We start from the raw sequence: 23814 nt of genomic DNA on the forward strand, positions 1-23814 counted from the left end.
GTCTGGTCGGGCCTCTTCGCGAGCAAGCTCGCTCCCACAGGGAAATGCATTCCAAATGTGGGAGCGAGCTTGCTCGCGAAGCTTTTAATGCCGGTACGAAGAGCCGGTGTGTTGCTCCGGTAGCTGCGCCGCGCCGTGAAACAGCTTCTCGCGCAAGCTGCCACTGTCGTACGCGGTCTTGTACGACCCGCGCCGTTGTAACTCCGGAATTACCATCTCAATGAAATCGACATAGCTTTCCGGCGTGACAATGCGGGTCAGGTTGAACCCATCCAGGCCGGTCTCGGCGATCCACGATTCCAGCTCATCCGCCACTTGCTCAGCCGAACCGACCACGGTGATGTAGCGGCCACCGAGGGCGTGCTGGTCGAGCAATTTGCGCCGGGTCCAGTCGTTGTTCTGCAGGTTCTTGGTGGCCGACTGAATGGCGTTGCTCTTCACGTACTGGATCGGTTCGTCGATCTCGTATTGGGAAAAGTCGATGCCGGTGGAGGCGGAAAAATGCGCCACGCCGGCTTCGGCGCTGGCGTAGCTCAGATACTCGGCGTGCTTGGCCCACGCGGCTTCTTCGGTCTCGCCGACAATCACGTTAAGGCCCATGAACACCTTGATGTCTTCAGGATTACGCCCGGCTTCGACGGCGCTGGCGCGCACCTTGTCGACCTGAACCTTGGTCGACGGTTTGTTCTGGCCGCTGATGAACACGCACTCGGCGTGACGCCCGGCGAACAGCAAACCGCGCTCAGAACTGCCGGCCTGGAACAGCACTGGTGTGCGTTGCGGCGAAGGTTCACAGAGGTGATAACCCTCGACCTGATAGAACTCGCCCCTGTGCTCGACCTTGTGCACTTTTTCCGGGTTGGCGTAGATCCGCTGCTCACGGTTATTCAGTACCGCGCCGTTTTCCCAACTGCCTTCCCAGAGTTTGTAGAGCACTTCCAGGTACTCGTCGGCCTGGTCATAACGACGGTCATGTTCGACCTGTTCGCTGAGGCCCATGGCTTTCGCAGCGCTGTCGAGGTAACCGGTAACGATGTTCCAGCCCACCCGACCACGGCTCAAATGATCGAGCGTCGACATGCGTCGGGCGAACAGATACGGCGCTTCGTAGGTGAGGTTGGCGGTCAGGCCGAAGCCGAGGTTCTTGGTCACAGCGGCCATCGCCGAGACCAGTAGCAACGGATCGTTGACCGGCAACTGGATCGACTCTTTCAACGTCACGTCCACCGAGTTCTGATAGACGTCATACACGCCGACGATGTCAGCGATAAACAACCCGTCGAACAGCCCACGCTCCAGCAGTTGCGCCAGTTCGGTCCAGTATTCAATGGTGTTGTAGCGCGTCGAGGTGTCGCGCGGATGCGTCCACAGGCCATGGTTGATGTGGCCGATGCAGTTCATGTTGAACGCGTTGAGCAGGATCTTCTTTTTCACGGCGCTCATCAGATCGTCCCTCGCAATGGAGGGTTTTCATCGTTGAGGTAGTAGTTGCCCACCGCGTGGTATTTCCAGCGCACCGGGTCGTGCAAGGTGTGCACGCGGGCGTTGCGCCAGTGGCGGTCGAGGCCGTGTTCGATCAGGGTCGCCTGGCTGCCGGCCAGTTCGAATAGCGTGCTGCCGGCGGCCAAAGAGATTTCAGTGCTGATCGCCCGTGCTTCGGCGACGGCAATCGAAGCGGCAGCGACGGTTTCTGCACGGGTCTCGGCTTGCGCAGCGTCGAGGAATTCGCCGGCACGTTCGAGCAAGGCTTCGGTAGCGTGCAGGCGAATGCTCAAGTGGCCGAAGCTTTTCAGCGTCAATGGATCTTCAGTGGCTTTGTCGTTGCCGGAGTCGATCCACGGCCGCGTCTTGCTGCGCACAAAGTGCAGGGCGTCTTCGTAAGCGGCGCGGGCGATGCCGGTGTCGATGGCGGCGTGAAGGATCTGCGCCAGCGGGCCGACGGTGGTTGGACGTTCAAAGGCGCTTTGAAATGGCAACACGTCTTCAGCCGCGACGTACACGTCTTCGAACACCACCGAACCGCTGCCGGTGGTGCGCTGGCCGAAGCCGCTCCAGTCGTCGATCACGGTCAGGCCTTTGCTGTCGCGGGGGACGAAGGCCAGTTGCTGTACACCGTTTTCATCCACCACAGAAGTGGGAATGCGCTGTGCGTAAATCGCGCCGGTCGCATAGAACTTGCGGCCGTTGATGCGATAGCCGTCACCGTCGCGTTTGAGACTGGTGACGCGATCGTGGGCCGTTTTGGTGCCCAGTTCTGCCAAGGCATTGCCGAAGCGTTGGCCAGCGAGCACTTCGGCGTACAGCCGTTGTTTTTGCGCGTGGCTGCCGTTTACGCGCAGCACTTCCAGTGCGTAGAAATGGTTCTGCGGAATCTGCCCAAGCGAGCCGTCAGCCTGAGCGATCAGGGCAATGACTCTAGCCAACGTTACGTTGGACACGCCAGCGCCGCCGTACTCCTTGGGTACGCTGATGCCCCACAGGCCCGAGCGGGAAAACACGTCGAGTTCTGGCAGAGGCAGGCGGCGTTCACGGTCGCGCAGGGCGCTGTCGCGTTTGAAATCTTCGGCCAGGTCGCTGGCGACGATCAGGGCTTGCTCATCGCTGGTGATGACCGCGACGTGATGGGAAAAAGTCATAGGTTTCTCCAGATGTCTGGTCGTCTCAGATCCAGGAATGGCGAGCAGGCAAAGTGCTGTTGAGGCGATAGGCGCCGACCACGTGATATTTCCAGCGCACCGGGTCATGCAGGGTGTGCACGCGGGCGTTGCGCCAGTGGCGGTCGAGGTTGAATTCGGCGAGGGTGGCGCGGCTGCCGGCCAGTTCGAAAAGCTTTTCGCTGGCGAGTAAGGAAATCTCGGTGGTCAGCACTTTCGCTTCGGCCACGGCGATAGAAGCGCGTGCGGCAGATTCGGCAGTGAGCGGCGCAGCGTGTACTTGATCGAGAACCTGCCCGGCCTTGCGCAGCAGCGCTTCGGCGGCGTGCAGTTCGATTTTCAGTTTGCCGATATCGGCGATCACATAAAGATCATCGCTGGCGCGATCAACCTTGGCGTCGATCCACGGCCGTGCGCGGGTTTTGATGAACTCAATGGCGTCATCAATGGCGCCACGGGCGATGCCGGCGTCGATCGCGGCTTGAATCAGCTGCGACACCGCGCCTTGGGTGTTCGGGGTTTCGTTGATCTTCCAGTTGTCGACCACCAGGCTCGACTCGACGCGCACGTTGTTCAGCAGAATCGTACCGCTGGCGGTGGTGCGCTGACCGAAGCCCGACCAGTCATCAACGATGCGCAAACCCGGTGTGCCGCGACGAACGAAGGCCAGCACTTGCTTGCCGTCATCGTTGAGCGCCTTGACCGCGACCCAATGCGCAAACAGCGCGCCGGTGGAGTAAAACTTCTGGCCATTGATCACGAAATCATCGCCATCAGCGGTGATCCGCGCTTTCAGTTCCAAGGTGTTTTTGGTGCCGCGCTCAGGACCGGCGTTGCCGATGCGCCAGCCTTCCAGAACGCTCTGGAATAGCTGTTGTTTCTGCGCTTCGGTGGCGCTGCCGAGTACCAGATTGATGATGCCGAACTGGTTCTGCGGGATCTGCCCCAACGCCGGGTCGGCCGCGGAGATGATCGCGAACACTTCGGCCAGAGTGACGAATGAAACCTGCGGGCCACCGTATTCGCGCGGGATGGCGATGCTGCCTAATCCGCTGCGGGTGAACTGTTCGATTTCCGACCACGGCAGCTTGCGCTGACGGTCGCGTTTGGCCGCCTGCACGCGGGCGACTTGCGCCAGTTCATGGGCGGCCTCGATGGCTTGGGCGTCGTTGCGCAAGACCTGCGCAGGCAACAACAACGGGGCGATGTCCAGATCAGACTGGACGTTTGCATTTGCCAGACTGGACATCAGTGCCGCTCCTTGGCTGCACGCAATGCCCTGGCGATCTGCACTGGGGTGATTGTGTTCCGGACCATGCTACCTACCTCACATCTCATGAAAAACGCCGCGAAAGTGCGGCGAACGAATGAATGTCCGGTGGTCCGGTTTATATACCCTAAACGTGTATAAATATTAAATAAACTAACTTTTAGGAATATGCATAGAAGAGGTGATGGTCGGGTTGGTTAAGAATTTTTTTGCGGCTGGAATGATCCGGTGGCGAGGGCGCTTGCTCTCTCGCCACAGGGGCATTGTGTTCAGGGCTTGCGGGATTCGGCGGCTTTGAGTTCGGGCCTGAGCGGGACTTTCAGATAAGGATTTGCGCAGCCGATTTTCAAGGTGCGGGGCGGTGCCCAGCGGGAGTTGTTGCCAACCCGATCGAGAATGCAATACGTCACGTCCAGGCGCAGATCCTCGCCTGCTTCGACAATCACTGACGGCGGTACCCAGACTCGAATCGGCAAGCCGATATCTGCGGCGGTGACCGGTGCCAGATCCATGCGCACGTCACCCCAGCGCAAGGTGATCGCGTCATCCTCGGCCATGTTCAGATACGGCTCGATGGTCAGCGGCACACCGCGTTTGATCTGGTTCGGATTGACGCCCTGACGACGTATGGCGTCGGGGATGGTCACCGGGGCCAGTTGCTGATTTTCGTCTGCGCTCAGCGCCGTGGGTTGCCCGCCGGGGCAGTCCAGTTTGACCTGTACGCGCGTCGCCGCCGAAAACGCCGGCCCCTGACCGACCTGCATCACCCGGTAGTGGATGCGCGCGGTGCCGTTGGCGATGAAACTTTCCGGCACTCGCAGGCTGACGATTGTGCCGACGTCATCCGCCGTCAGCACTTTGGAAGCGACATAGCATTTGTTCCAGAACAGCTCGATGAGATCGCCGCTGTCCATATCAGGGTAGGGCGACACCTCGATCAAGAGGTGTGCGGCGGCAGCCAGATTGATGCCGGTTTTTTGCGCTGGCGCGAGGGTCGGCGCTGCCATTTCGGGGGTGTGCGAAGTGCGGGTCATCGATTTCTCTCCTTGAAGCCTTGCAGCGAAGTCCGTTTCTGAAAGAACAAAAAGCGTGAATAAACTGGCAATAAAGCTTTGGGCTTTTATTCAAGTTGAAGACGGGGGTGGTTGAACTAGTTGATGCCGGTTGCCGACTAGATAAGAGTCTGCGGGATGGGGTGTCAATAGACGATATTAGTTAATCCGTGAATTACGAATTAATCAGAAGTTTCCTACGCCATTGCGGCCATATGCCTAGGTGGTCAGGCGAAATGAACCACGAGGCACAGGGCTTTCCCGGCGTTTTATGCGCGGATTTATTTGAGCACTATCATTTGATGTGGCATGGAAGGAGGCGGGTGTTATCTGTTGCAGAACATATATATGTACTGTTAGGGATATGTTTTGTTTGAGAGGGACTGAAGCAGCTAGATGTTTTATAAAGGGGACTTCCATCCGTGGAAGTTGTCGGTGATGCAATAAAAGTTCTCAGGCGTGATTCAGAAACTTGCTGAGAAACTGTTTAGTACGTTCTTCTTTCGGGTTGGCAAACAATGCCTTCGCTTCACCTTGTTCGACGATCACACCTTTATCGAAAAACACCACACGGTTGGCCACGTCACGAGCAAAACCCATCTCGTGGGTGACGATCACCATGGTGCGTTTTTCTTCAGCCAGGCCACGAATCGTCGCCAGCACTTCGCCGACCAGTTCCGGGTCAAGCGCCGAAGTCGGCTCGTCGAACAGAATCACTTCCGGTTCCATCGCCAGCGCCCGGGCAATCGCTACGCGCTGTTGCTGACCACCCGAAAGACGACGCGGATAAGCGTCTTCCTTACCGGCGAGTCCGACCTTGGCCATCAGCTTTTTGCCCAACGCAATTGCCTCGTCGCGCGGCATCTTCTTGACCACGATCGGGCCTTCGATGACGTTTTCCAGTGCGGTGCGATGGGGGAACAGGTTGAAGTTCTGGAACACGAAGCCCACATGCTGGCGCAGGTTGCGCACGAGACTTTGCTGCTGGTTCAGCGGGCGGCTGGTATCGATTTCGATATCGCCGACCTTGATCCGGCCACTGGTGGGTTGTTCAAGGAAGTTCAGGCAGCGCAGGAACGTCGTTTTCCCCGACCCGCTGGGGCCGATGATCGCGACGACTTCGCCTTCCTTGACCTCGAGGTCGATGCCGTTGAGCACGACCTGACCCTTGAATTGCTTGGTCAGTTTTTCCACGACAATCATGGGGTCAGGACTCCTGGTCGTGCCGATTGACCCGCTCTTCCAGCTTGTTCTGGAAGTGCGAAAGCACCGTGGCCAGAATCCAGTAGATCAGCGCGGCGGCAAGATACATGGTGAAGACTTCGAAAGTCCGGGCGGTTATCAACTGTGCCTGACGGAACAGCTCCGGCACCTGAATGGTGGCGGCCAGTGCCGTGTCCTTGACCAGTGAAATGAAGCTGTTGCCCAGCGGTGGCAACGCCGTGCGCATCGCTTGCGGCAGGATGGCCCGGCGCAGGGTTTGCGCGCGGGTCATGCCGATGCTCGCAGCGGCTTCCCACTGGCCGCGCTCGATCGAACCGATCGCGGCACGGAGGATTTCACAGGCGTACGCGGCCATGTTCAGCGAAAAGCCGATCAGTGCCGCTGGCAGTGGATCAAGCTCTATTCCCAGTTGCGGGAAGCCGTAATAGATCACGAACAGCTGCACCAGTAACGGCGTACCGCGGAAGAACGACACGTAGACGCGGGCCAGCCAGCTGACCGATTTGAAGCGCGACAGGCGCATCAATGCCAGGCCGAAGCCCAGCAGCAGCCCGAAGAACATCCCGCCTAGGCTGAGGATGACCGTGAAATACGCGCCCTTGAACAGGAAGGGCGCGGAGTCCACCAACAGCTGTGTGGTTTCGGCGATTTGCTGGCTCAACTGCGGGAAGTCCAGTCCGAACTGAAAACCTGCTTCCATTATTTAGTGACGTCTGCGTTGAAGTATTTTTTCGACAGCTTCTCAAGGGTGCCGTCGGCACGCAGTTCGTCGAGCGCCTTGTTCAATGCAGCCAGCAACTCAGGCTCGCCTTTACGCAGGGCAATACCGGATTCCTGACGGGAGAAAGCTTCACCGGCAGCGACGGTTTTTGGCGCTTTCTTGGCGTACTCAAGTGCAGCCAGACGATCGATCAGGATGGCGTCGGTGCGGCCGTTGTTCAGGTCGGCGAACTTGGTCGGATCATCGTCGTAAGTACGGACGTCGGCGCCCGGCACGTTGGCGCGGACCCATTGTTCGTAGTTGGTGCCCAGACCTACGCCGACTTTCTTGCCGGACAGGTCATTGGCGGTCTTGATGTTCAACGCGGCTTCCTTGCTCTTCAGCACCAGCGCCTGAATGCCGGAAACGGTGTACGGCTCGGAGAAGTCATACTTCTTCTTGCGCTCTTCGGAGATGGTCACCTGATTGACCACAACGTCCAGACGCTTGGATTCCAGCGCGGCGAGAATGCCGTCCCACTTGGTTGGCTGAATCTTGGCTTTGACGCCGAGTTTTTGCGCCAGCGCTTCGGAGAGTTCAACTTCGAAACCGGACAGCTTGCCGTCGGCATCAACGAAGCTGAACGGTGGGTAAGTGCCTTCCAGGCCGACGTTGATAACGCCTTTGTCCTTGATCTGTTGCAACTGTTCACCGGCCACTGCCTGGCCGATCAGACCGGCGCTCAGCGCAAGCCCCAGCGAACCCACCAGCAGATTGCGACGTAGTGCGGAAAAATTCATGACAAGCCCCTGTGTTTTCTTATGGAAGACGCTTAAGCAAAGTTGGCGAATGGGTGATTCGGACGACAGCGCTATCCTGCCTTAAAGCAGCTTATGCGTCTCTCGCGAAATTCGCCTGCGGCGAGACTATAAGATGTCTGTGTTAGACTTGAAAATACTTAATATATGAAATGTTATTCTTTATTGGAATATGTATTGTCTGTGGAAAAAGATCGCCGCCTGCGGCAGCTCCTGCATGAGATCACTTGTAGAAGCTGCCGTTTTGATCTTCTGTTACAGGAAGTCCTTGTAGGCAAACAACGCCGGCGCCCCACCGGTATGCAGGAAGATGATCGGGCCTTCATCAAAGCGCTGACGACCAATCCCGTCGAGTAAACCTGCCATGGCCTTGCCGGTGTACACCGGATCGAGCAACACCGCTTCCTGACTCGCCAGCAGCTTCAGCGCCGCCAGCGTCCCGGCATTCGGCTCGCCATAACGCGGGCCGAAATATTCGTCCCACAACTCGACCTTGAAGCTGGCCGGCAGTTCGACGCCGAGCAGCGCCGCCGTGCGTTCGGCAAGTCCCTGAACCTTCGGCCGCTGATCTTCTTCACTGCGCGAAACCGTCACGCCAATCACCGGCAATTGCGGCAGCACTTCGCTCAACGCCAATGCCAGACCGCTGTGCGTCCCGGCACTGCCCGAGGCCAACACCACGGCGGCGAAATTCAGGCCGGTGTCGTTGATCTGCTCGGCCAGTTCCAGACCGGCGCGCACATAGCCCAACGCACCGAGCGCATTGGAGCCACCGATTGGCACCAGATACGGCTTCTTGCCGTTGCTGCGCAGGCGGGCGGCGAGGGCGGTCAGTTGTTCGTCGGCGTTGTCGAGGTTGTCGACCAGTTCGACCTTGGTATCGAACAGATCCAGCAGCAGGCGGTTGCCGTTGCCGGTGTAATTGCTGTCGTCAGTGCCCAGCGGATTTTCCAGCAGCGCCACACAGCCAAGACCGAGTTTGGCGGCGAGTGCGGCGGTTTGACGAACGTGGTTCGATTGCAGCGCACCGGCGGTAATTAGCGTATCGGCACCTTGCGCCAAGGCATCGGCGGCGAGGTATTCGAGTTTGCGCAATTTGTTGCCGCCCATGGCCAGTGGCGTCAAGTCATCGCGCTTGATGTACACCTCGCGGCCGAGCCAGGTGGACAAGCGTTCGAGTTTTTCCAGGGGCGTCGGGTGGCCGAACAGGTCGAGACGGTCAAAGCGGTCCAGCTGTTGTTTGATCATGAGTCCGTACTGGCGGAGGAAGATGAAAGGACTATAGGCACGCGCTTTTGCAGGGGCAACCGTGAATCGCTTATAGCCAAATGAACTGAGCCCAGCACTATCGGTTCTTAATTCGCCTTCGCGAGCATGCCGTAAAGTAGGCGCCGTTGACGCGGCCAGACAGTCCGGCCGCCCGTGAGGAGTCTTTACCGTGAGCGAGCGTTCCAGCCATTGGCAATTGCAGACCATCGTCAGTCAACTGCGCAGCGCGCGGGATCAGTGGCGGGCACAGAACGGCCGGGCGTCCGGCGAGCAGGGCGGTCGCGAGTTGCCGTCCCGCGCAGCGATGGCGGAGATTCTTGAAGCATTGTGTGGCGCGTTGTTCCCGATGCGTCTGGGCCCGGTGGATCTGCGCGAAGAGAGTGAAGATTTCTACGTCGGCCACACCCTCGATGTCGCGCTGAATGCGTTGCTGGCGCAGACCCGCCTGGAGCTGCGTTACGTCGCCCGCCATAGTGCGCAGGCCGACACCGAAGTCGAAGCACGCGCGATTCAGATCGTGCAGGATTTCGCCCTCGCACTGCCGGGCCTGCGCACGCTGCTCGACACCGATGTGCTGGCGGCCTATCACGGTGATCCGGCGGCACGCAGTGTCGACGAAGTGCTGCTGTGCTACCCGGGGATTCTTGCGGTGATTCACCATCGCCTCGCGCACCATTTGTATCGCGCCGGTTTGCCGTTGCTGGCGCGTATCAGCGCGGAAATCGCCCATTCGGCGACCGGTATCGATATCCATCCGGGTGCGCAGATCGGCCGTAGTTTCTTTATCGATCACGGCACGGGCGTGGTGATCGGCGAGACGGCGATCATTGGTGAGCGCGTGCGGATTTATCAGGCCGTGACCTTGGGTGCCAAGCGCTTCCCGGCGGATGAGGACGGGCAGTTGCAGAAGGGCCATCCGCGCCATCCGATCGTTGAAGATGACGTGGTGATTTATGCCGGGGCGACGATTCTCGGGCGGATCACCATTGGCAAGGGGTCGACCATTGGCGGCAATGTGTGGCTGACGCGGAGTGTGCCGGCGGGGTGCAATTTGACTCAGGCCAATTTGCAGCATGATGACGGGACGCAGAAGTAGGCTCTGAAATTGCGTTGCGGCTTCTGGCCTCTTCGCGAGCAGGCTCGCTCCCACACTGGAATGCGTTTCAAATGTGGGAGCGAGCCTGCTCGCGAATGATTTTCAGACCAAATCAAGATAATGGCAATCAGCCAATTCTCCAGTGAACGAATACCCTCAAACCCGCGTCATACCCATCCTTGAGCTAGCGTAGGAAAACTACCGCCTAGCCGTACGATTAGTCCTTGCCACCCTATCCATGTTTAACTTGAACGTTCATTCAAGTTAAACCGGTGGTTCGCTGCCCGCTCACAACAGGAGGCTTGCCTTTGCTGAGTCCGATCATTTCAGCCACGTTTCAACCCCTCGAGGTGCACGTTTCATGAGTGCATCGTCTACCCCCGCCAGCGGTCTGGTACGCATGAATCCGCCGGTGTTCTACTTTGCCGCGACGGTCATTCTGCTGTTTGGTCTCGTTGTCATCGCCATGCCGGAGCAGGCAGGCGCCTGGCTGCTGGAAGCGCAAAACTGGGCGGCCAATACGGTCGGCTGGTACTACATGCTCGCGATGACCCTGTATCTGGTCTTCGTGGTGGTCACCGCCTTATCCGGCTACGGCAAGATAAAACTCGGTGCCGACCACGACGAGCCCGAATTCAGTTACTTGTCATGGGCCGGCATGCTGTTCGCCGCCGGGATCAGCATCACGCTGTTCTTCTTCTGCGTCTCTGAACCGCTGACCCATATGCTCCAGCCGCCGCAAGGCGAGGCGGGCACGGCGGATGCGGCGCGTCAGGCGATGCAGATTCTGTTCTTGCACTGGGGCCTGCATGGCTGGGGCGTGTTCGCCTTCGTCGGCATGGCGTTGGCGTATTTCGCTTACCGTCACAACCTGCCGCTGGCCTTGCGTTCGGCGCTGTATCCGCTGATCGGCAAGCGCATCAACGGCCCGATCGGTTACGCGGTGGACGGCTTCGGCATCATCGCTACGGTGTTCGGTCTGGGCGCCGACATGGGTTTTGGGGTGCTGCACCTCAACTCCGGTCTCGACTACCTGTTCGGCATCGCTCACACCCAGTGGATTCAGGTCGGCCTGATCACACTGATGATGGGCGCGGCGATCATCGTTGCCGTCTCCGGCGTCGATAAAGGCGTGCGGGTGATGTCCGACATCAACATGCTGCTGGCCTGTGCGCTGCTGCTGTTCGTGTTGTTCGCCGGGCCTACCCAGCACCTGCTCAACACCTTGATCCAGAACCTCGGCGACTATCTCGGCGCCTTGCCGATGAAGAGTTTCGACCTCTACGCCTACGACAAACCGAGCGACTGGCTTGGTGGCTGGACAGTGTTCTACTGGGCCTGGTGGATTGCATGGTCGCCGTTCGTGGGCCTGTTCATCGCGCGGATTTCCCGTGGCCGGACCATCCGTGAATTCGTTTTCGGCGTGCTGTTGATTCCGCTCGGTTTCACCCTCGCGTGGATGTCGATTTTCGGCAACAGCGCACTGGACCAAGTGCTCAACCACGGCATGAGCGCATTGGGCATGTCGGCCATCGACAATCCGTCGATGAGCATTTACCTGCTGCTGGAAACCTACCCGTGGAGCAAAACCGTCATCGCTGTGACGGTGTTTATCAGCTTCGTGTTCTTCGTGACGTCTGCCGATTCCGGCACCGTGGTGCTCTCGACGCTGTCGGCCAAGGGCGGTAATCCGGACGAAGACGGACCGAAATGGCTGCGGGTGTTCTGGGGCGCAATGACCGCGTTGATCACCAGTGCGCTGTTGTTCTCCGGCAGTATCGATGCGCTGAAATCAGCGGTAGTGCTGACCTCGTTGCCGTTCTCGTTGATCCTGCTGTTGATGATGTGGGGTCTGCACAAGGCGTTCTATCTGGAGTCGCAGAAGCAGATCGCGCAGTTGCACTCGCTGGCACCGGTCTCCGGTTCACGGCGCGGTACGGGCGGCTGGCGTCAGCGGCTGAGTCAGGCGGTGCACTTCCCGTCGCGCGACGAGGTGTACCGTTTCATGGACACCACGGTACGCCCGGCAATTGAAGAAGTGACGGCGGTGTTCGTTGAAAAAGGCCTCAACGTGGTCACCCAGCCTGATCCGGCGAATGACAGCGTCAGCCTCGAAATCGGCCATGGTGATGCGCATCCGTTCATCTATCAGGTGCAGATGCGCGGCTACTTCACGCCGTCCTTCGCGCGTGGCGGGATGGGCTCGAAGCAGCTCAACAATCGCCGTTACTATCGCGCCGAAGTGCACTTGAGCGAGGGCAGTCAGGACTACGATCTGGTCGGCTACACCAAAGAACAGATCATCAACGACATCCTCGATCAGTACGAACGGCACATGCAGTTCCTGCATCTGGTGCGTTGATCGGCGGTTGGGCGCCGGGTCTGCTCAGGACTCGGCGCTCAGCACCATGAACAACACCATCGCCGCCATCGGCACGCCGAATACCGCACTGCCAATCGCTATTTCCGAACCCACGGACTGGCCGGCATGCACCACGCCCACCGCTCCATTAATCACCGTCAACGCCAGCCACAGGGCGGCGAAGCCGTAGGCCATGGTCTGGCGGCTGAAGCCGATGCGCTCGCCGATGTAGAGCATCAGAGCGAGCAGGACCAGGCCGAAGAAAATGATGATGGCGGTGTGCATGGCGGGTTCTGCCTGGTGGAGGTGCATTGCCTGAAGGATCGCTTTCGCGAGCAGGCTCGCTCCCACAGGGATTTCATGTACACAGGAAATCCCTGTGGGAGCGAGCCTGCTCGCGAAGGGGCCACCTCGGTGTCCTTTGGAGCATAGCCAATCCAGTCCCACCACATCTCTATTGGACATATTTTGCGACCCTCACAGAGAGTTTGGCCGGCGACGTGTTCTGCTTGCTGGCCCGCGGTTGCCGTTGATCTGCCCCATAACCGAGCGATTGTCCAGTGAGCTAATATTTATCCGAGTGTGTATCGTGTGTATCAAAGGCTACTGCGCCCTCTAGAGTAAATGGCTCTAGCTGTCGAACAGGGCAAAGGAAATGCGCAGTCGGGAAATGATCAGGATGATCGAAGACGATGGTTGGTATCTCGTGGCGGTGAAAGGCAGCCACCACCAATACAAGCATCCGCACAAGCCAGGAAGGGTGACGATCAAGCACCCTGATTCGGATCTGCCTAAGGGCACGATCAACAGCATTTTGAAACAGGCGGGCTTGAAATGAGGCCCGTTATTGGAAACGAAGGCCGTTTTATGGGCCTGTCAGAGGAAGGACTCACTCATATGAAATTCCCTGTCGTTCTGCACAAGGATGTCGACTCAGACTACGGAGTGATCATCCCGGATGTCCCGGGTTGTTTCTCCGCAGGCACTACGGTCGCTGAGGCGTTTGAAAATACTCAGGAGGCATTGGCGCTTCACTATGAGGGGTTGGTCGCCGACAACGCGCCGTTACCGCAAGTGCGGGACATTGATGCTCATCTCGATAACCCGGATTACGCGGGAGGGATCTGGGGCGTGGTCGATTTTGATATCACCCCGTATTTCGGCAAGTCAGTGCGTTTTAACGCCACGCTGCCGGAGCAGTTGCTTGAGCGTATCGACCAGACAGTCCGCCGTGACCAGCGCTATCGATCCCGTTCCGGATTTCTCGCGGCGGCCGCCTTGCGCGAACTGTCGGTATAGCGAAGTCAGGTACTTTCCCGTTCGATGACTTGGCACTGCAGCAGGTTCAGACGTTGCACTTCGTCGCTCGGCAACACGCCAAGACTTTCCAATACGCGTGTTGCGGCCAGTACGCCGATCTCCAGCGCCGGCGGTTTGATCGTGCTCAGGCTAGGTAGCAGCATCTCGGCGAACGGGTAATCGCCGAAACCGAGGACGGCGCAGTCCTCGGGGATCTTGAGGCCTGCGCGTTGCCCGGCGAGCAGGCCGCCGGCGGCGAGGTTGTCGTTGGCGAAAATGATTGCGTCGGGGCGCGGTGAGGCATTCATCAGCGCATCCATCGCCTGTTTGCCGGCCTCGAATGGCGCACGATCGGCGTCAGGGGCGTAGATCAAAGGGGCCAGGCCGGATTCGCGCAAGGTCGCCGCGTAACCGTCGCGGCGTTCCAATGCGCTGAAGTCGCCCGCAGCGCTGTTCTGCACGAAGGCGATACGTTGGTAGCCTTTTTCCAGCAGATATCTGGCGGCTGTCACGCCTACCTCGAAATGCGAAAAACCGATCTGCATCGGCTCACGCTCCGGCTGGTAATCCCACGTCTCGATCACCGGAACATCCGCCTCGGCGATCATCTTTTCCGTGCCCACACTGTGAAAGTGACTGGTCAGCACCAGCGCCGCCGGCGACCAGCCGAGAAACGCACGCACGGCGTTTTCTTCTTGTTCAGTGCTGAAGTAACTCGACGCCAGCAACAGCTGATAGCCATGGCGGCTGAGTGTGTCGCTGAAGCCTTGAATGGTATTGGCGAAGATCGGCCCGGAGATATTCGGGATCACCATGCCGACGATTTTCCCTCGCGCCGAGGCCAGCCCGCCGGCCACCAGATTCGGTACGTAACCCAACTCGGCCACCACCGCCGCAATCCGCTCGCGACGCTCGGGCGAAACCTGCTCAGGCTGGTTGAAATAGCGTGACACGGTGATCGCCGAAACCCCGGCCTCACGCGCCACGGCATTCAGCGTTACACGCCCGGCGCCACGGCGTTTGCGGGGTTTTTCTTCGCTCAAGGCTCGATCCTTCTTAAAAACCAAATCGCATATAAAAGTAATTTTTCAGTATTTGACGCTCTATGTGCGGCTTGCCAATACTGTCGATGGTAGCGCTAACAAAGCGCGCTGTCTGCTACTCGCTCGAGCGAATGCCCAAGACACCGATTCAGGCGCTGTCGTCGCAGAACGGCAGCGGTTAAGGGCCAATTTCGAGCGGGCAAACATGCACAACATTCCTGGGGCGACAAACAAACTGGCGCAATCGATCCGCGCCGCCGGCTGGTTATTCACGGGGTTGGCGGCGCTGCCGTTGCCCAACGCATTCGCTGCCGAGAGCAGTGATCAGGAGCCAACACTCAAATCGGTGACAGTCACCGCGACCCGCCGCGAAGAGTCACTGCAAAAAGTGCCGGTCGCGGTGTCGGTGATCGACGGCGAACAACTTGAGCGCGACAACCGCAACGGCGTGGCGAGCATCGTCCAGCAAGTGCCGTCGCTGAACTTCCGCACTGGCGCTTCGAACAAGGACACCTCGTTGTTCGTGCGCGGTGTCGGCACGATTTCCACCTCGCCGGGTGTCGAGCCGACCGTGGCGACGGTGATCGACGGCGTGGTCTACGCGCGTCCCGGGCAATCCACTCTCGACTTGCTGGATCTGGAGCGCGTCGAAGTGCTGCGCGGCCCGCAAGGTACGCTGTTCGGCAAGAACGCCTCGGCCGGTGTACTCAACATCACCAGCAAGGCACCCACCGCCGAGACCCATGGCTACATCGATCAGTCGTACTACAGCGGCAACGAAAGTCGCACCCGTTTCGGCATCGGCGGCAGCCTGATTCCGGACACGTTGAAAGGCTCGATCAGCACGCTGTTCGGCACCTACGACGGCAACGTCGACAACCAGCACAATGGCCAGGAGGTCAACGGCTACAACCATCGCGGCGTGCGCGGCAAACTCGAATTCACCCCGAATGACGACGTCACCTTCACCCTGATCGCCGACTACATGCAGTCCCATGACGACGGCCCCAACGGCGTGGTCAGCAAGTCGCTGACGCCGGCCTTCGCCAACGCGCTGAACCCGGTCAATGCGACTAGCCACAATCGCGATATCAACACCGACACCCGCAGCCATGTCGAGGACACCAACAAGGGCCTGTCCGGCCAGCTCGACTGGCAACTGGGCGATTACACCCTGACGTCGATCACCGCATGGCGCGGTTGGGACAACACCCAGTATCAGGACGGTGACCGTCTCGGTACGGTGACGGCGGCGTTCCCCGGCACGGCGGACAAAGGTGATCTGGCCTTCGATCAATATTCGCAAGAGCTGCGCCTGGCCTCGCCGAAGGGCGAGTTTCTTGAGTACGTCGGCGGCCTGTTCTACATGCACGGCAAGGATGACGAGACCTATCAGCGCACGCTGAACACCACCACGCGCACCGACCGAGGCGTCGCCGATTACAGCACCACCAGCGACAGCTATGCGTTGTTCGGTGAGAGCACGCTGAACTTCACCTCGGATTTTCGTGGCATCGCCGGCCTGCGCTACACCCACGATGAGTTGGAATACGATCACCGCCGCGTCTCGACCTCGTCGACCACCGTCAGCGGCATTCAACCGGCCACCAGCAGTTCCGGTTCAGTGGACGAAGACGGTTGGTCCGGCCGCCTCGGTGTGCAGTACGACTTGAGCGATGCTGTCACTACCTATCTGACCTACTCGCGCGGCTACAAAGGCCCGGCCTACAACGTCTTCTTCAACATGCAGCCGCGCGATACCGAAGCGCTGAAACCGGAGACCTCCAACACCTGGGAAGCGGGCATCAAAGCCACTTCCTGGAACAATCGCCTGACCACCAATCTCGCGGTGTTCCACAGCGATTACGACAACTATCAGGCGAACTTCTTCGACACCGTCGCCGGGCAAGTGGTGACGCGCCTGATCAACGCTGGCAGCGTCAGCACCGAGGGCGTCGAACTCGATTACGCCTTGCAGGCCACCCAGCAATTGAAACTGTCCGGCGCACTCGCCTACACCCGTGCGCGCATCGACGAATTCGCCTGCCCGGCAGGCGCAGCGGCGTCGTGCAACGTCAACGGTAAACCGCTGCCGTTCAGTCCGGACTGGAAAAGCTACGTGCGCGCTGACTACAGCATCCCGCTGGATAACGGCCTGGATATCGAACTCGGCACCGACTATAGCTGGCAGAGCGAAGTGCAGTACGACATCAGCCAGAACGTCGACACCAAGCAGGGCGCCTACGGTCTTTGGAACGCCAGTGTCGCGCTGGCTGATTACAGCAATGGCTGGCGCGTGGCACTGCTGGGCAAAAACCTCACCGACAAGTCGTACTCGCCATTGCTCGCCAGCGGCGGCAATTACATCTATCGCGCCGTGCCACGGGATGACGAGCGCTACTTCGGCGTGCAACTGCGCAAGGATTTCTGAGATGAGCAGACAGTTGAAACTCGGTGCATTCCTTATGGCCACCGGGCACCATGTGGCAGCGTGGCGTCATCCGGATGTGCCGGCGAATGCGGGTCTGGATTTCGCCCATTACAAGCGGCTGGCGCAAATTGCCGAGGCGGCGAAGTTCGATGCGTTGTTTGTCGCTGACAGCGTCGCCGCGCCAACTCAGGACATCGCCAGCCGCATGGCGCGTTCCGATCACTTTGAACCGCTGACCTTGCTCTCGGCCCTTAGTGCGGTGACCGCGCATATCGGCCTGATCGCCACGGCGACCACCAGTTACAACGAGCCGTATCACGTCGCGCGCAAATTTGCTTCGCTCGATCACCTGTCGGGTGGCCGCGCGGGGTGGAATCTGGTGACGTCGGACAATGCTGCCGAAGCGCTGAATTTCGGGCGTGACGAACACATTGGCCACGCCGAACGCTACAGCCGAGCCCGCGAGTTTCATCAGGTGGTGACCGGGCTTTGGGACAGTTGGGAGGACGATGCCTTCTTTCGCGACAAGGCCAGCGGAGCGTATTACGACCCTTCGAAATTGCATGTGCTGGATCACGTTGGTGAACACTTCAGGGTCAAAGGTCCGCTGAACGTTGCGCGTTCGCCGCAGGGGCAACCGGTGATCGTGCAGGCCGGTTCTTCCGAGACTGGGCGCGAATTGGCGGCGCAGACCGCTGAGGTGGTGTTCACCGCGCAGACCTCTCTGGCCAACGCTCAGGCGTTCTACGCCGACCTCAAAGCACGTTTGCCCAAGTACGGTCGCAGCGCCGATGCACTGAAAATCATGCCCGGGGTTTTCGTCGTGGTCGGCGGCACCGGAGCCGAAGCGCGGGAAAAATGTGAAACGTTTCAGCAATTAGTCGAACCCGAGGTTGGCGTTGCCTTGCTTGGGCGTATGCTGGGCAACTTCGATTTGTCGAAGTACCCGCTGGACGGGCCGTTGCCGGACTTGCCGATGACCGAAAGCGGTCAGCAGAGCCGGCAGAAACTGCTCACTGAACTGGCGGGCCGGGAGAACCTGAGCCTTGCCGAACTGGGGCGCAAGATTGCTGGCGGACGCGGGCATTACAGCCTGGTCGGTACGCCGGAGCAGATTGCCGATCGTTTGCAGGAATGGTTCGAACAGGGTGCAGCGGACGGTTTCAACGTGCTGGTGCCGCACTTGCCCGGCGGGCTCGAAGACTTCGCCAATGGCGTGGTCCCGGAACTGCAACGGCGCGGGCTGTTCAGAACCGAGTATGAAGGCCGGACCTTGCGCGAGAACCTGGGTCTGGCCCGACCCGGCAATCGATTTGTGTAACACCCTTCGCGAGCTTGCTCGCGAAGCAGTCGACACCCTATTCAAGACAGACAAGAGAGGATTCGATGACTTACACCGCTGCCGAAAACCGCTACGACTCCATCCCTTACCGCCGCGTCGGCCGCAGCGGTCTGGTGCTGCCGGCGTTGTCGCTGGGTCTGTGGCACAACTTCGGTGACAGCACGCCGATCGACACCCAGCGCGCCTTGTTACGCACCGCGTTCGACCTGGGCATCAACCACTTCGACCTGGCCAACAACTACGGCCCGCCCTACGGCAGTGCCGAGATCAATTTCGGTCGCCTGCTGCGCGAAGACTTCAAGCAGTACCGCGACGAGCTGATCATCTCCAGCAAGGCGGGTTGGGACATGTGGCCCGGCCCTTACGGCCAGGGCGGCGGCTCGCGCAAATACGTGCTGGCCAGCCTCGACCAGAGCCTGCAACGCCTCGGTCTGGACTACGTGGATATCTTCTATTCGCACCGTTTCGACCCGGACACCCCGCTGGAAGAAACCGCCAGCGCCCTCGCCACCGCGGTGCAACAGGGCAAGGCGTTGTACATCGGTATCTCGTCGTATTCCGGGGTAAAAACCCGCGAGATCGCTGCGCTGTTGAAAGAGTGGAAAGTACCGCTGTTGATCCATCAGCCGGCGTACAACCTGCTCAATCGCTGGGTGGAAAAAGACCTGCTGGATACCACCGATGAACTCGGCACGGGCGTGATTGCTTTCACTCCGTTGGCGCAAGGTCTGCTCACCGACAAATACCTCAACGGCGTGCCGGCGGATGCGCGGGTCAATCGTCCGGGCGGCGGTTCGTTGCAGGCTTCGCACCTGTCTGATGCCAACATCGCTCATGTGCGCGCATTGAACGAGATCGCCAAGCGTCGCGGCCAGAGCCTGGCGCAACTGGCGCTGGCGTGGACGTTGCGGGATCCTCGGGTGACCTCGGCACTGATTGGGGCGAGCCGGCCGGAGCAGATTATCGAGAACGTCGGGGCGTTGAAGAATTTGAGCTTCAGTGCTGAGGAATTGGCGGAGATTGACCGGTTTGCCCAAGAGGGTGGGATCAATCTTTGGGAGAAGCCTTCGACGGCAGAATAAGCGGCCCTCACCCCAGCCCTCCCGAAACGTCGGACCGCCCAGAGGGAGAGGGAGCCAACCGAGTTGTCTTGCGTCATACATCGACCTGAAATACCGAGTCGATTATGGATTCAGCAAAACAATATCAGGTCGGCGTACCTCTAAAGCATCCCCCAATCAGTTCCCTCTCCCTCCGGGAGAGGGTTAGGGTGAGGGGCTTTTGCCTTTGAAAGGACTCAGCGAAAAAACGGCACATCGCCCAACACCGTCGCCCGTTGCATCACCCGCCGCGCCGGCCGATAATCATCCACCGCGTAATGCTGCGTCACGCGGTTATCCCAGAACGCAATGTCGTCCTGCTGCCAACGCCAGCGAATGGTGAATTCCGGTCGCGTTGCATGGGCGAACAGAAACTTCAGAATCGCCTCGCTCTCGGTTTCCGACAGCTCATTGATCTTCGACGTGAAGCCTTCATTGACGAACAACGAACGCCGCCCGCTGACCGGATGCGTACGAATCACCGGGTGCGACAGCGGTGGATTCTTGCGTCGGGCCTCTTCCCACTGCGCCAACGCTTCCGGCGTATTGCCGTAGCGCTCCAGCGGAAACGAGCGAGTGAAATCGTGAGTCGCGGTAAGCCCTTCGAGCAAGGCTTTCATTGGCGCCGACAGCGCTTCGTACGCAGCAATCCCGCTGGCCCACAGCGTGTCGCCACCAAATTCCGGCAACAGCTTTGCACTGAGCACCGCGCCCATCGCCGGCGTCGGCAGGAAGGTCACGTCGGTGTGCCAGATCGCGTTGTCGCGCACGTCGGTGACGGCGGTGTCGAGGATCAACACTTCCGGTTGTTCCGGTACGTTCGGGTAGATCGGGTGAATGTGCAGATCACCGAAGTACGCGGCGAAACGCGCTTGTTGCGGCGGTTCGATTGGCTGGTTGCGGAAGAACAGCACTTGATAATTGAGCAGCGCCTGCTCGATCGCGTCGCGGTGTTCCAGGGTCAACGGCTGGCTGATGTCGACGCCACTGATCTGTGCGCCGAGGGCTGAGCTTAATGGGGTGATATTGAGGCTGCTCATGGTCTTTCTCTTCGAATTCGGAGTGTCATGCTTTTTGTGGGAGCGAGCCTGCTCGCGATTGCAGACTGGCAGTCAATGCTGTGGTGAATGACACACCGCAATCGCGAGCAGGCTCGCTCCCACAGGGGAATTTTCACAAGGCGATTTAGTGGGCCTGGCCGTGCCACGGCACCAGTTTGCGCTGCAGGGCGCGCAGGCCCATTTCCATGGCGAAGGCGATCAGGGCGATGACCAGAATCCCCAGCACCACCACGTCGGTGACCAGAAACTGCGCAGCCGACTGCACCATAAAGCCCAAGCCGCTGGTGGCCGCGATCAGTTCCGCCGCGACCAAGGTCGACCAACCCACGCCCAGACCAATGCGCACGCCAGTGAGAATGTCCGGCAGGGCGCTCGGCAAAATCACATGACGAATCAGCTGCACGCGAGTCGCGCCCAACGACTGCGCGGCACGCAATTTCGCCGGATCAACCGTGCGCACACCGGTCGCCGTGGCAATAGCGATCGGCGCGAAAATCGCCAGATAAATCAGCAGCACTTTCGACAACTCACCGATGCCGCACCAGATCACGATCAGCGGCAGATAAGCCAACGGCGGGATAGGGCGGTAGAACTCGATCAGCGGATCGAGCACGCCACGGGCGATGCGGTTGGCGCCAATGGCAATGCCTACCGGCACGGCGGTCAGAATCGCAAAACCGAGGCCCAGACCGATGCGGCTCAGGCTTGCGCCGAGGTGCTGCCACAACGTTGAATCCATGTAACCGGTAGTCGCCAGCAACCAGCCCTTTTGCAGCACGGCGGACGGTGGCGGCAGGAACAGTGGTTCGATCAACCCGGTGGCAGTCACCGCCCACCAGATGGCCAACAACGCGAACAGCGTCAGCAGGCTGATCCAGCGCGTGCTGAGGCTGCGACGTACAGGAATGACCGCCGAAGCGCTGACCGGTTTTACCGCAGCCGAGGAAACGTCGTAACTGCTCATGCGCGCTCCTGCCGTTGCCCGGCGCTGCGTTGCGAGAACACTTTGCTCAGCACGTGTTCGCGGGTTTCGATAAAACTCGGATCGGATTTGATCGCCCGGGCGGATTCACCGGCGGCATAACGCTGACCGAAATCCAGATGCAGGCGCTCAACGATCTGCCCCGGATTCGGTGCGAGCAGAATCAGGTCAGTGGCGAGGAAAACCGCTTCTTCAATATCGTGGGTAATCAGGAAAACCGGCTTGGCCGTGCGCTGCCAGACTTGCAGCAACAGCTCCTGCATCTGTTCGCGAGTGAATGCGTCGAGGGCACCGAAAGGCTCGTCCATCAGCAACACCCGCGGATCAGCGGCGAGGGCGCGGGCGAGGCCAACACGTTGTTTCTGGCCGCCGGAGAGTTGCCAGATGCGGCGACTTTCGAACCCTGAAAGATCAACCAGCGCGAGCATTTCTCGGGCGATTTTTTCGCGCTTGTCCTTGGCGATACCGGCCAGCTCCAGACCGAACGCGACGTTCGCCAGCACGTCCTGCCATGGCAGCAACGCATCATCCTGGAACACCACGCCCCGTTCGGCGCTCGGGCCTTTGACCGGCACACCGTCGAGGGTGATGCGCCCGGCGCTCGGCTCGACGAAACCGGCAATCAGGTTCAACAGCGAAGTCTTGCCACTGCCGGACGGGCCGAGAGCCACCAGCAATTGCTGAGGCCCCAGGGTCAGAGAAATATCCGCCAGCACCGGTGTCGGGCTGCCCGGGTACTGTGCGCTGATGCGCTCCAGCTGTAGCAAGGCCATCGCGGTTAACTCCCGATCAGTTGGTGATGTATTTGGCGCTGACGTATGGCGCGTAGTCCGGCAGAACCACTTCGACCTTGCCTTGCTCCTTGAGGAACGCGGCGGTGTCAGTGATGGCTTTGGTGGTCGGCGCGCCGAGGCTGACGACCTGGTCCGCCGCCAGCGGGTAGACGTTGCCTTGCAGCAACAGCGGAATGTCGCTGGCCTTGGCACCGGAGAGTTTCACCAGTTTGTCGACGTTGGACTGATCGGCGAGCCAGGCTTTCGGGTCTTTGCGGTAGTCGGCGTAGGCGTCGAGGGTGACCTTGGCGAACGCGGTGACGATTTCCGGGTGCTTCTCGGCGAAGTCTTTGCGCACGATCCACGCATCGAAGGTCGGCGCGCCAAACTTGGCCAGTTCGCCGGAGGTGATCAGCACTTTGCCGTTTTCCTTGGCCACGCCGAGTGCCGGATCCCACACGTAGGTGGCATCGATGTCACCGCGTTTCCACGCGGCAATGATCGCTGGCGGGGCGAGGTTGAGCACGGTGACCTTCGACGGGTCGATGTTCCAGTGCTTCAGCGCGGCGAGCAGGCTGTAGTGACCGGTCGATACGAATGGCACGGCGATTTTCTTGCCGATCAGATCCTGTGGCGTCTTGATGCCGGAACCGTCGCGCGCGACCAGTGCTTCAGCGGCGCCGATCTGCGTGGCGATGAGGAAAGTTTCGACCGGGACTTTGCGCGTGATCGCGGCGGTCAGCGGGCTCGAACCGAGATAGCCGATCTGCACGTCACCGGAGGCGATGGCGGCGATGATGTCGGCGCCGTTGTCGAACTTGCGCCAGGCGATGTCGGCTTTGGTGGCTTTTTCGTAGGCGCCGTCGGCCTGGGCGACTTTCGCCGGGTCAACGGTGGTTTGGTAGGCGACGGTAAGGTCGGCGGCCTGGGCCAGAAAACTCGCGGCAGCCAGAGAGGCTAGGGCGAGCAGGCGAAGCGGGAAATTCAGTTTCATTGAACAGCTCCATATCAGGCGACCGAACGTCGGCGTGAAAGGAGACTAAATGATCTAAGAATCAGTAAATAAATAACTTTTTAGAATGAGCTTATGAGCGGAAAAATCTAAGGCTTGGTGGGATTGGGGGGGTAGATCGTTCCCACGCTCTGCGTGGGAATGCAGCCGGTGACGCTCCGCGTCACCTGGACGCAGAGCGTCCCTTGAGGCGTTACCACGCGGAGCGTGGGAACGATCAGAATTGTGGATATTTCGGATCTTGCGTTCGGCGTTAGATCTTTGCCCCCTCACCCCAGCCCTCCCGAAACGTCGGACCGCCCCCAAGGGGGCGAGGGGGAAAGGGG

21 protein-coding genes are annotated in these 23814 nt (G+C 59.7%); 7 read left to right on the forward strand and 14 right to left on the reverse strand.

Annotation, left to right across the window (positions count from 1 at the left end):
* Nucleotides 1-84: 84 nt before the first annotated feature.
* The 8 genes from AB4O01_RS21525 to AB4O01_RS21560 form a co-directional block, all read right to left on the reverse strand.
* Nucleotides 85-1443, reverse strand: a complete 1359-nt coding sequence (locus tag AB4O01_RS21525) for an LLM class flavin-dependent oxidoreductase (protein ID WP_460089480.1) — start codon at nt 1441-1443, stop codon at nt 85-87.
* Nucleotides 1443-2636 (reverse strand): SfnB family sulfur acquisition oxidoreductase, encoded by a 1194-nt coding sequence (locus tag AB4O01_RS21530; protein WP_460089482.1) that lies wholly within the window; start codon nt 2634-2636, stop codon nt 1443-1445. The genes AB4O01_RS21525 and AB4O01_RS21530 overlap by 1 nt, the downstream gene beginning before the upstream one ends.
* Before the next feature lie 25 nt (nt 2637-2661).
* Entirely contained in the window at nt 2662-3903 is a 1242-nt protein-coding gene (locus AB4O01_RS21535; protein WP_460089483.1) for an SfnB family sulfur acquisition oxidoreductase, read from the reverse strand.
* Nucleotides 3904-4193: 290 nt separating this feature from the next.
* Nucleotides 4194-4958 carry a hypothetical protein gene (locus tag AB4O01_RS21540; protein WP_460089484.1) on the reverse strand — a complete coding sequence of 255 codons (765 nt, stop codon included), beginning with the start codon at nt 4956-4958 and terminating at the stop codon, nt 4194-4196.
* A 471-nt stretch (nt 4959-5429) separates the two neighbouring features.
* Entirely contained in the window at nt 5430-6179 is a 750-nt protein-coding gene (gene tcyN / locus AB4O01_RS21545; protein WP_093440573.1) for an L-cystine ABC transporter ATP-binding protein TcyN, read from the reverse strand.
* 4 nt (nt 6180-6183) lie between these two features.
* Nucleotides 6184-6849 (reverse strand): cystine ABC transporter permease, encoded by a 666-nt coding sequence (gene tcyL, locus AB4O01_RS21550; RefSeq protein WP_175559671.1) that lies wholly within the window; start codon nt 6847-6849, stop codon nt 6184-6186.
* Nucleotides 6850-6899: 50 nt separating this feature from the next.
* Nucleotides 6900-7700, reverse strand: a complete 801-nt coding sequence (gene tcyJ / locus AB4O01_RS21555) for a cystine ABC transporter substrate-binding protein (protein WP_093440581.1) — start codon at nt 7698-7700, stop codon at nt 6900-6902.
* A gap of 273 nt (nt 7701-7973) precedes the next feature.
* Nucleotides 7974-8966, reverse strand: a complete 993-nt coding sequence (locus AB4O01_RS21560) for a D-cysteine desulfhydrase (RefSeq protein WP_460089486.1) — start codon at nt 8964-8966, stop codon at nt 7974-7976.
* Nucleotides 8967-9156: 190 nt separating this feature from the next.
* Between AB4O01_RS21560 and epsC the strand changes: the two genes are divergently transcribed.
* Entirely contained in the window at nt 9157-10083 is a 927-nt protein-coding gene (gene epsC, locus AB4O01_RS21565) for a serine O-acetyltransferase EpsC (RefSeq protein ID WP_016983653.1), read from the forward strand.
* 400 nt (nt 10084-10483) lie between these two features.
* Complete coding sequence (gene betT / locus AB4O01_RS21570) at nt 10484-12445, forward strand: choline transporter BetT (RefSeq protein WP_163030199.1); 1962 nt, start codon at nt 10484-10486, stop codon at nt 12443-12445.
* Between the two features lie 24 nt (nt 12446-12469).
* Here the strand turns inward: betT and AB4O01_RS21575 are convergent, their stop codons facing one another.
* A complete protein-coding gene (locus AB4O01_RS21575) occupies nt 12470-12730 on the reverse strand; it encodes a hypothetical protein (protein ID WP_007949845.1) in 261 nt (86 codons plus the stop codon).
* 370 nt (nt 12731-13100) lie between these two features.
* On the opposite strand from AB4O01_RS21575, the gene AB4O01_RS21580 reads away from it, so the two are divergent.
* Nucleotides 13101-13283, forward strand: coding sequence for a type II toxin-antitoxin system HicA family toxin (locus AB4O01_RS21580; RefSeq protein ID WP_026000492.1), 183 nt, complete (start codon nt 13101-13103; stop codon nt 13281-13283).
* Complete coding sequence (locus AB4O01_RS21585; RefSeq protein WP_371748262.1) at nt 13280-13744, forward strand: type II toxin-antitoxin system HicB family antitoxin; 465 nt, start codon at nt 13280-13282, stop codon at nt 13742-13744. The genes AB4O01_RS21580 and AB4O01_RS21585 overlap by 4 nt, the downstream gene beginning before the upstream one ends.
* A gap of 5 nt (nt 13745-13749) precedes the next feature.
* Here the strand turns inward: AB4O01_RS21585 and AB4O01_RS21590 are convergent, their stop codons facing one another.
* Complete coding sequence (locus tag AB4O01_RS21590) at nt 13750-14787, reverse strand: LacI family DNA-binding transcriptional regulator (RefSeq protein WP_460089489.1); 1038 nt, start codon at nt 14785-14787, stop codon at nt 13750-13752.
* Between the two features lie 205 nt (nt 14788-14992).
* On the opposite strand from AB4O01_RS21590, the gene AB4O01_RS21595 reads away from it, so the two are divergent.
* The 3 genes from AB4O01_RS21595 (at nt 14993) to mgrA (ending at nt 19642) form a co-directional block, all read left to right on the forward strand.
* The gene (locus tag AB4O01_RS21595) at nt 14993-17218 is read left to right on the forward strand and encodes a TonB-dependent receptor (protein ID WP_460089490.1); all 2226 of its coding nucleotides are present in this window, start codon (nt 14993-14995) and stop codon (nt 17216-17218) included.
* Nucleotide 17219: 1 nt separating this feature from the next.
* Nucleotides 17220-18539, forward strand: coding sequence for an LLM class flavin-dependent oxidoreductase (locus AB4O01_RS21600; protein WP_460089492.1), 1320 nt, complete (start codon nt 17220-17222; stop codon nt 18537-18539).
* Nucleotides 18540-18604: 65 nt separating this feature from the next.
* Entirely contained in the window at nt 18605-19642 is a 1038-nt protein-coding gene (gene mgrA / locus AB4O01_RS21605; RefSeq protein ID WP_034148469.1) for an L-glyceraldehyde 3-phosphate reductase, read from the forward strand.
* A 215-nt stretch (nt 19643-19857) separates the two neighbouring features.
* Here mgrA and tauD read toward each other — a convergent pair whose 3' ends face one another.
* From tauD to tauA, 4 genes are all read right to left on the reverse strand, one after another.
* Complete coding sequence (gene tauD / locus AB4O01_RS21610) at nt 19858-20700, reverse strand: taurine dioxygenase (protein WP_093440615.1); 843 nt, start codon at nt 20698-20700, stop codon at nt 19858-19860.
* 145 nt (nt 20701-20845) lie between these two features.
* A complete protein-coding gene (gene tauC / locus AB4O01_RS21615; protein ID WP_038359810.1) occupies nt 20846-21685 on the reverse strand; it encodes a taurine ABC transporter permease TauC in 840 nt (279 codons plus the stop codon).
* Nucleotides 21682-22476: a taurine ABC transporter ATP-binding subunit gene (tauB, locus tag AB4O01_RS21620; protein ID WP_093440624.1), complete on the reverse strand. Its 795-nt coding sequence runs from the start codon at nt 22474-22476 to the stop codon at nt 21682-21684. Before tauB ends, tauC begins: the two co-directional genes overlap by 4 nt.
* Before the next feature lie 16 nt (nt 22477-22492).
* A complete protein-coding gene (tauA, locus tag AB4O01_RS21625; RefSeq protein ID WP_460089494.1) occupies nt 22493-23470 on the reverse strand; it encodes a taurine ABC transporter substrate-binding protein in 978 nt (325 codons plus the stop codon).
* Nucleotides 23471-23814 lie beyond the last annotated feature (344 nt).

Source organism: Pseudomonas sp. S2_E02, assembly GCF_054668355.1.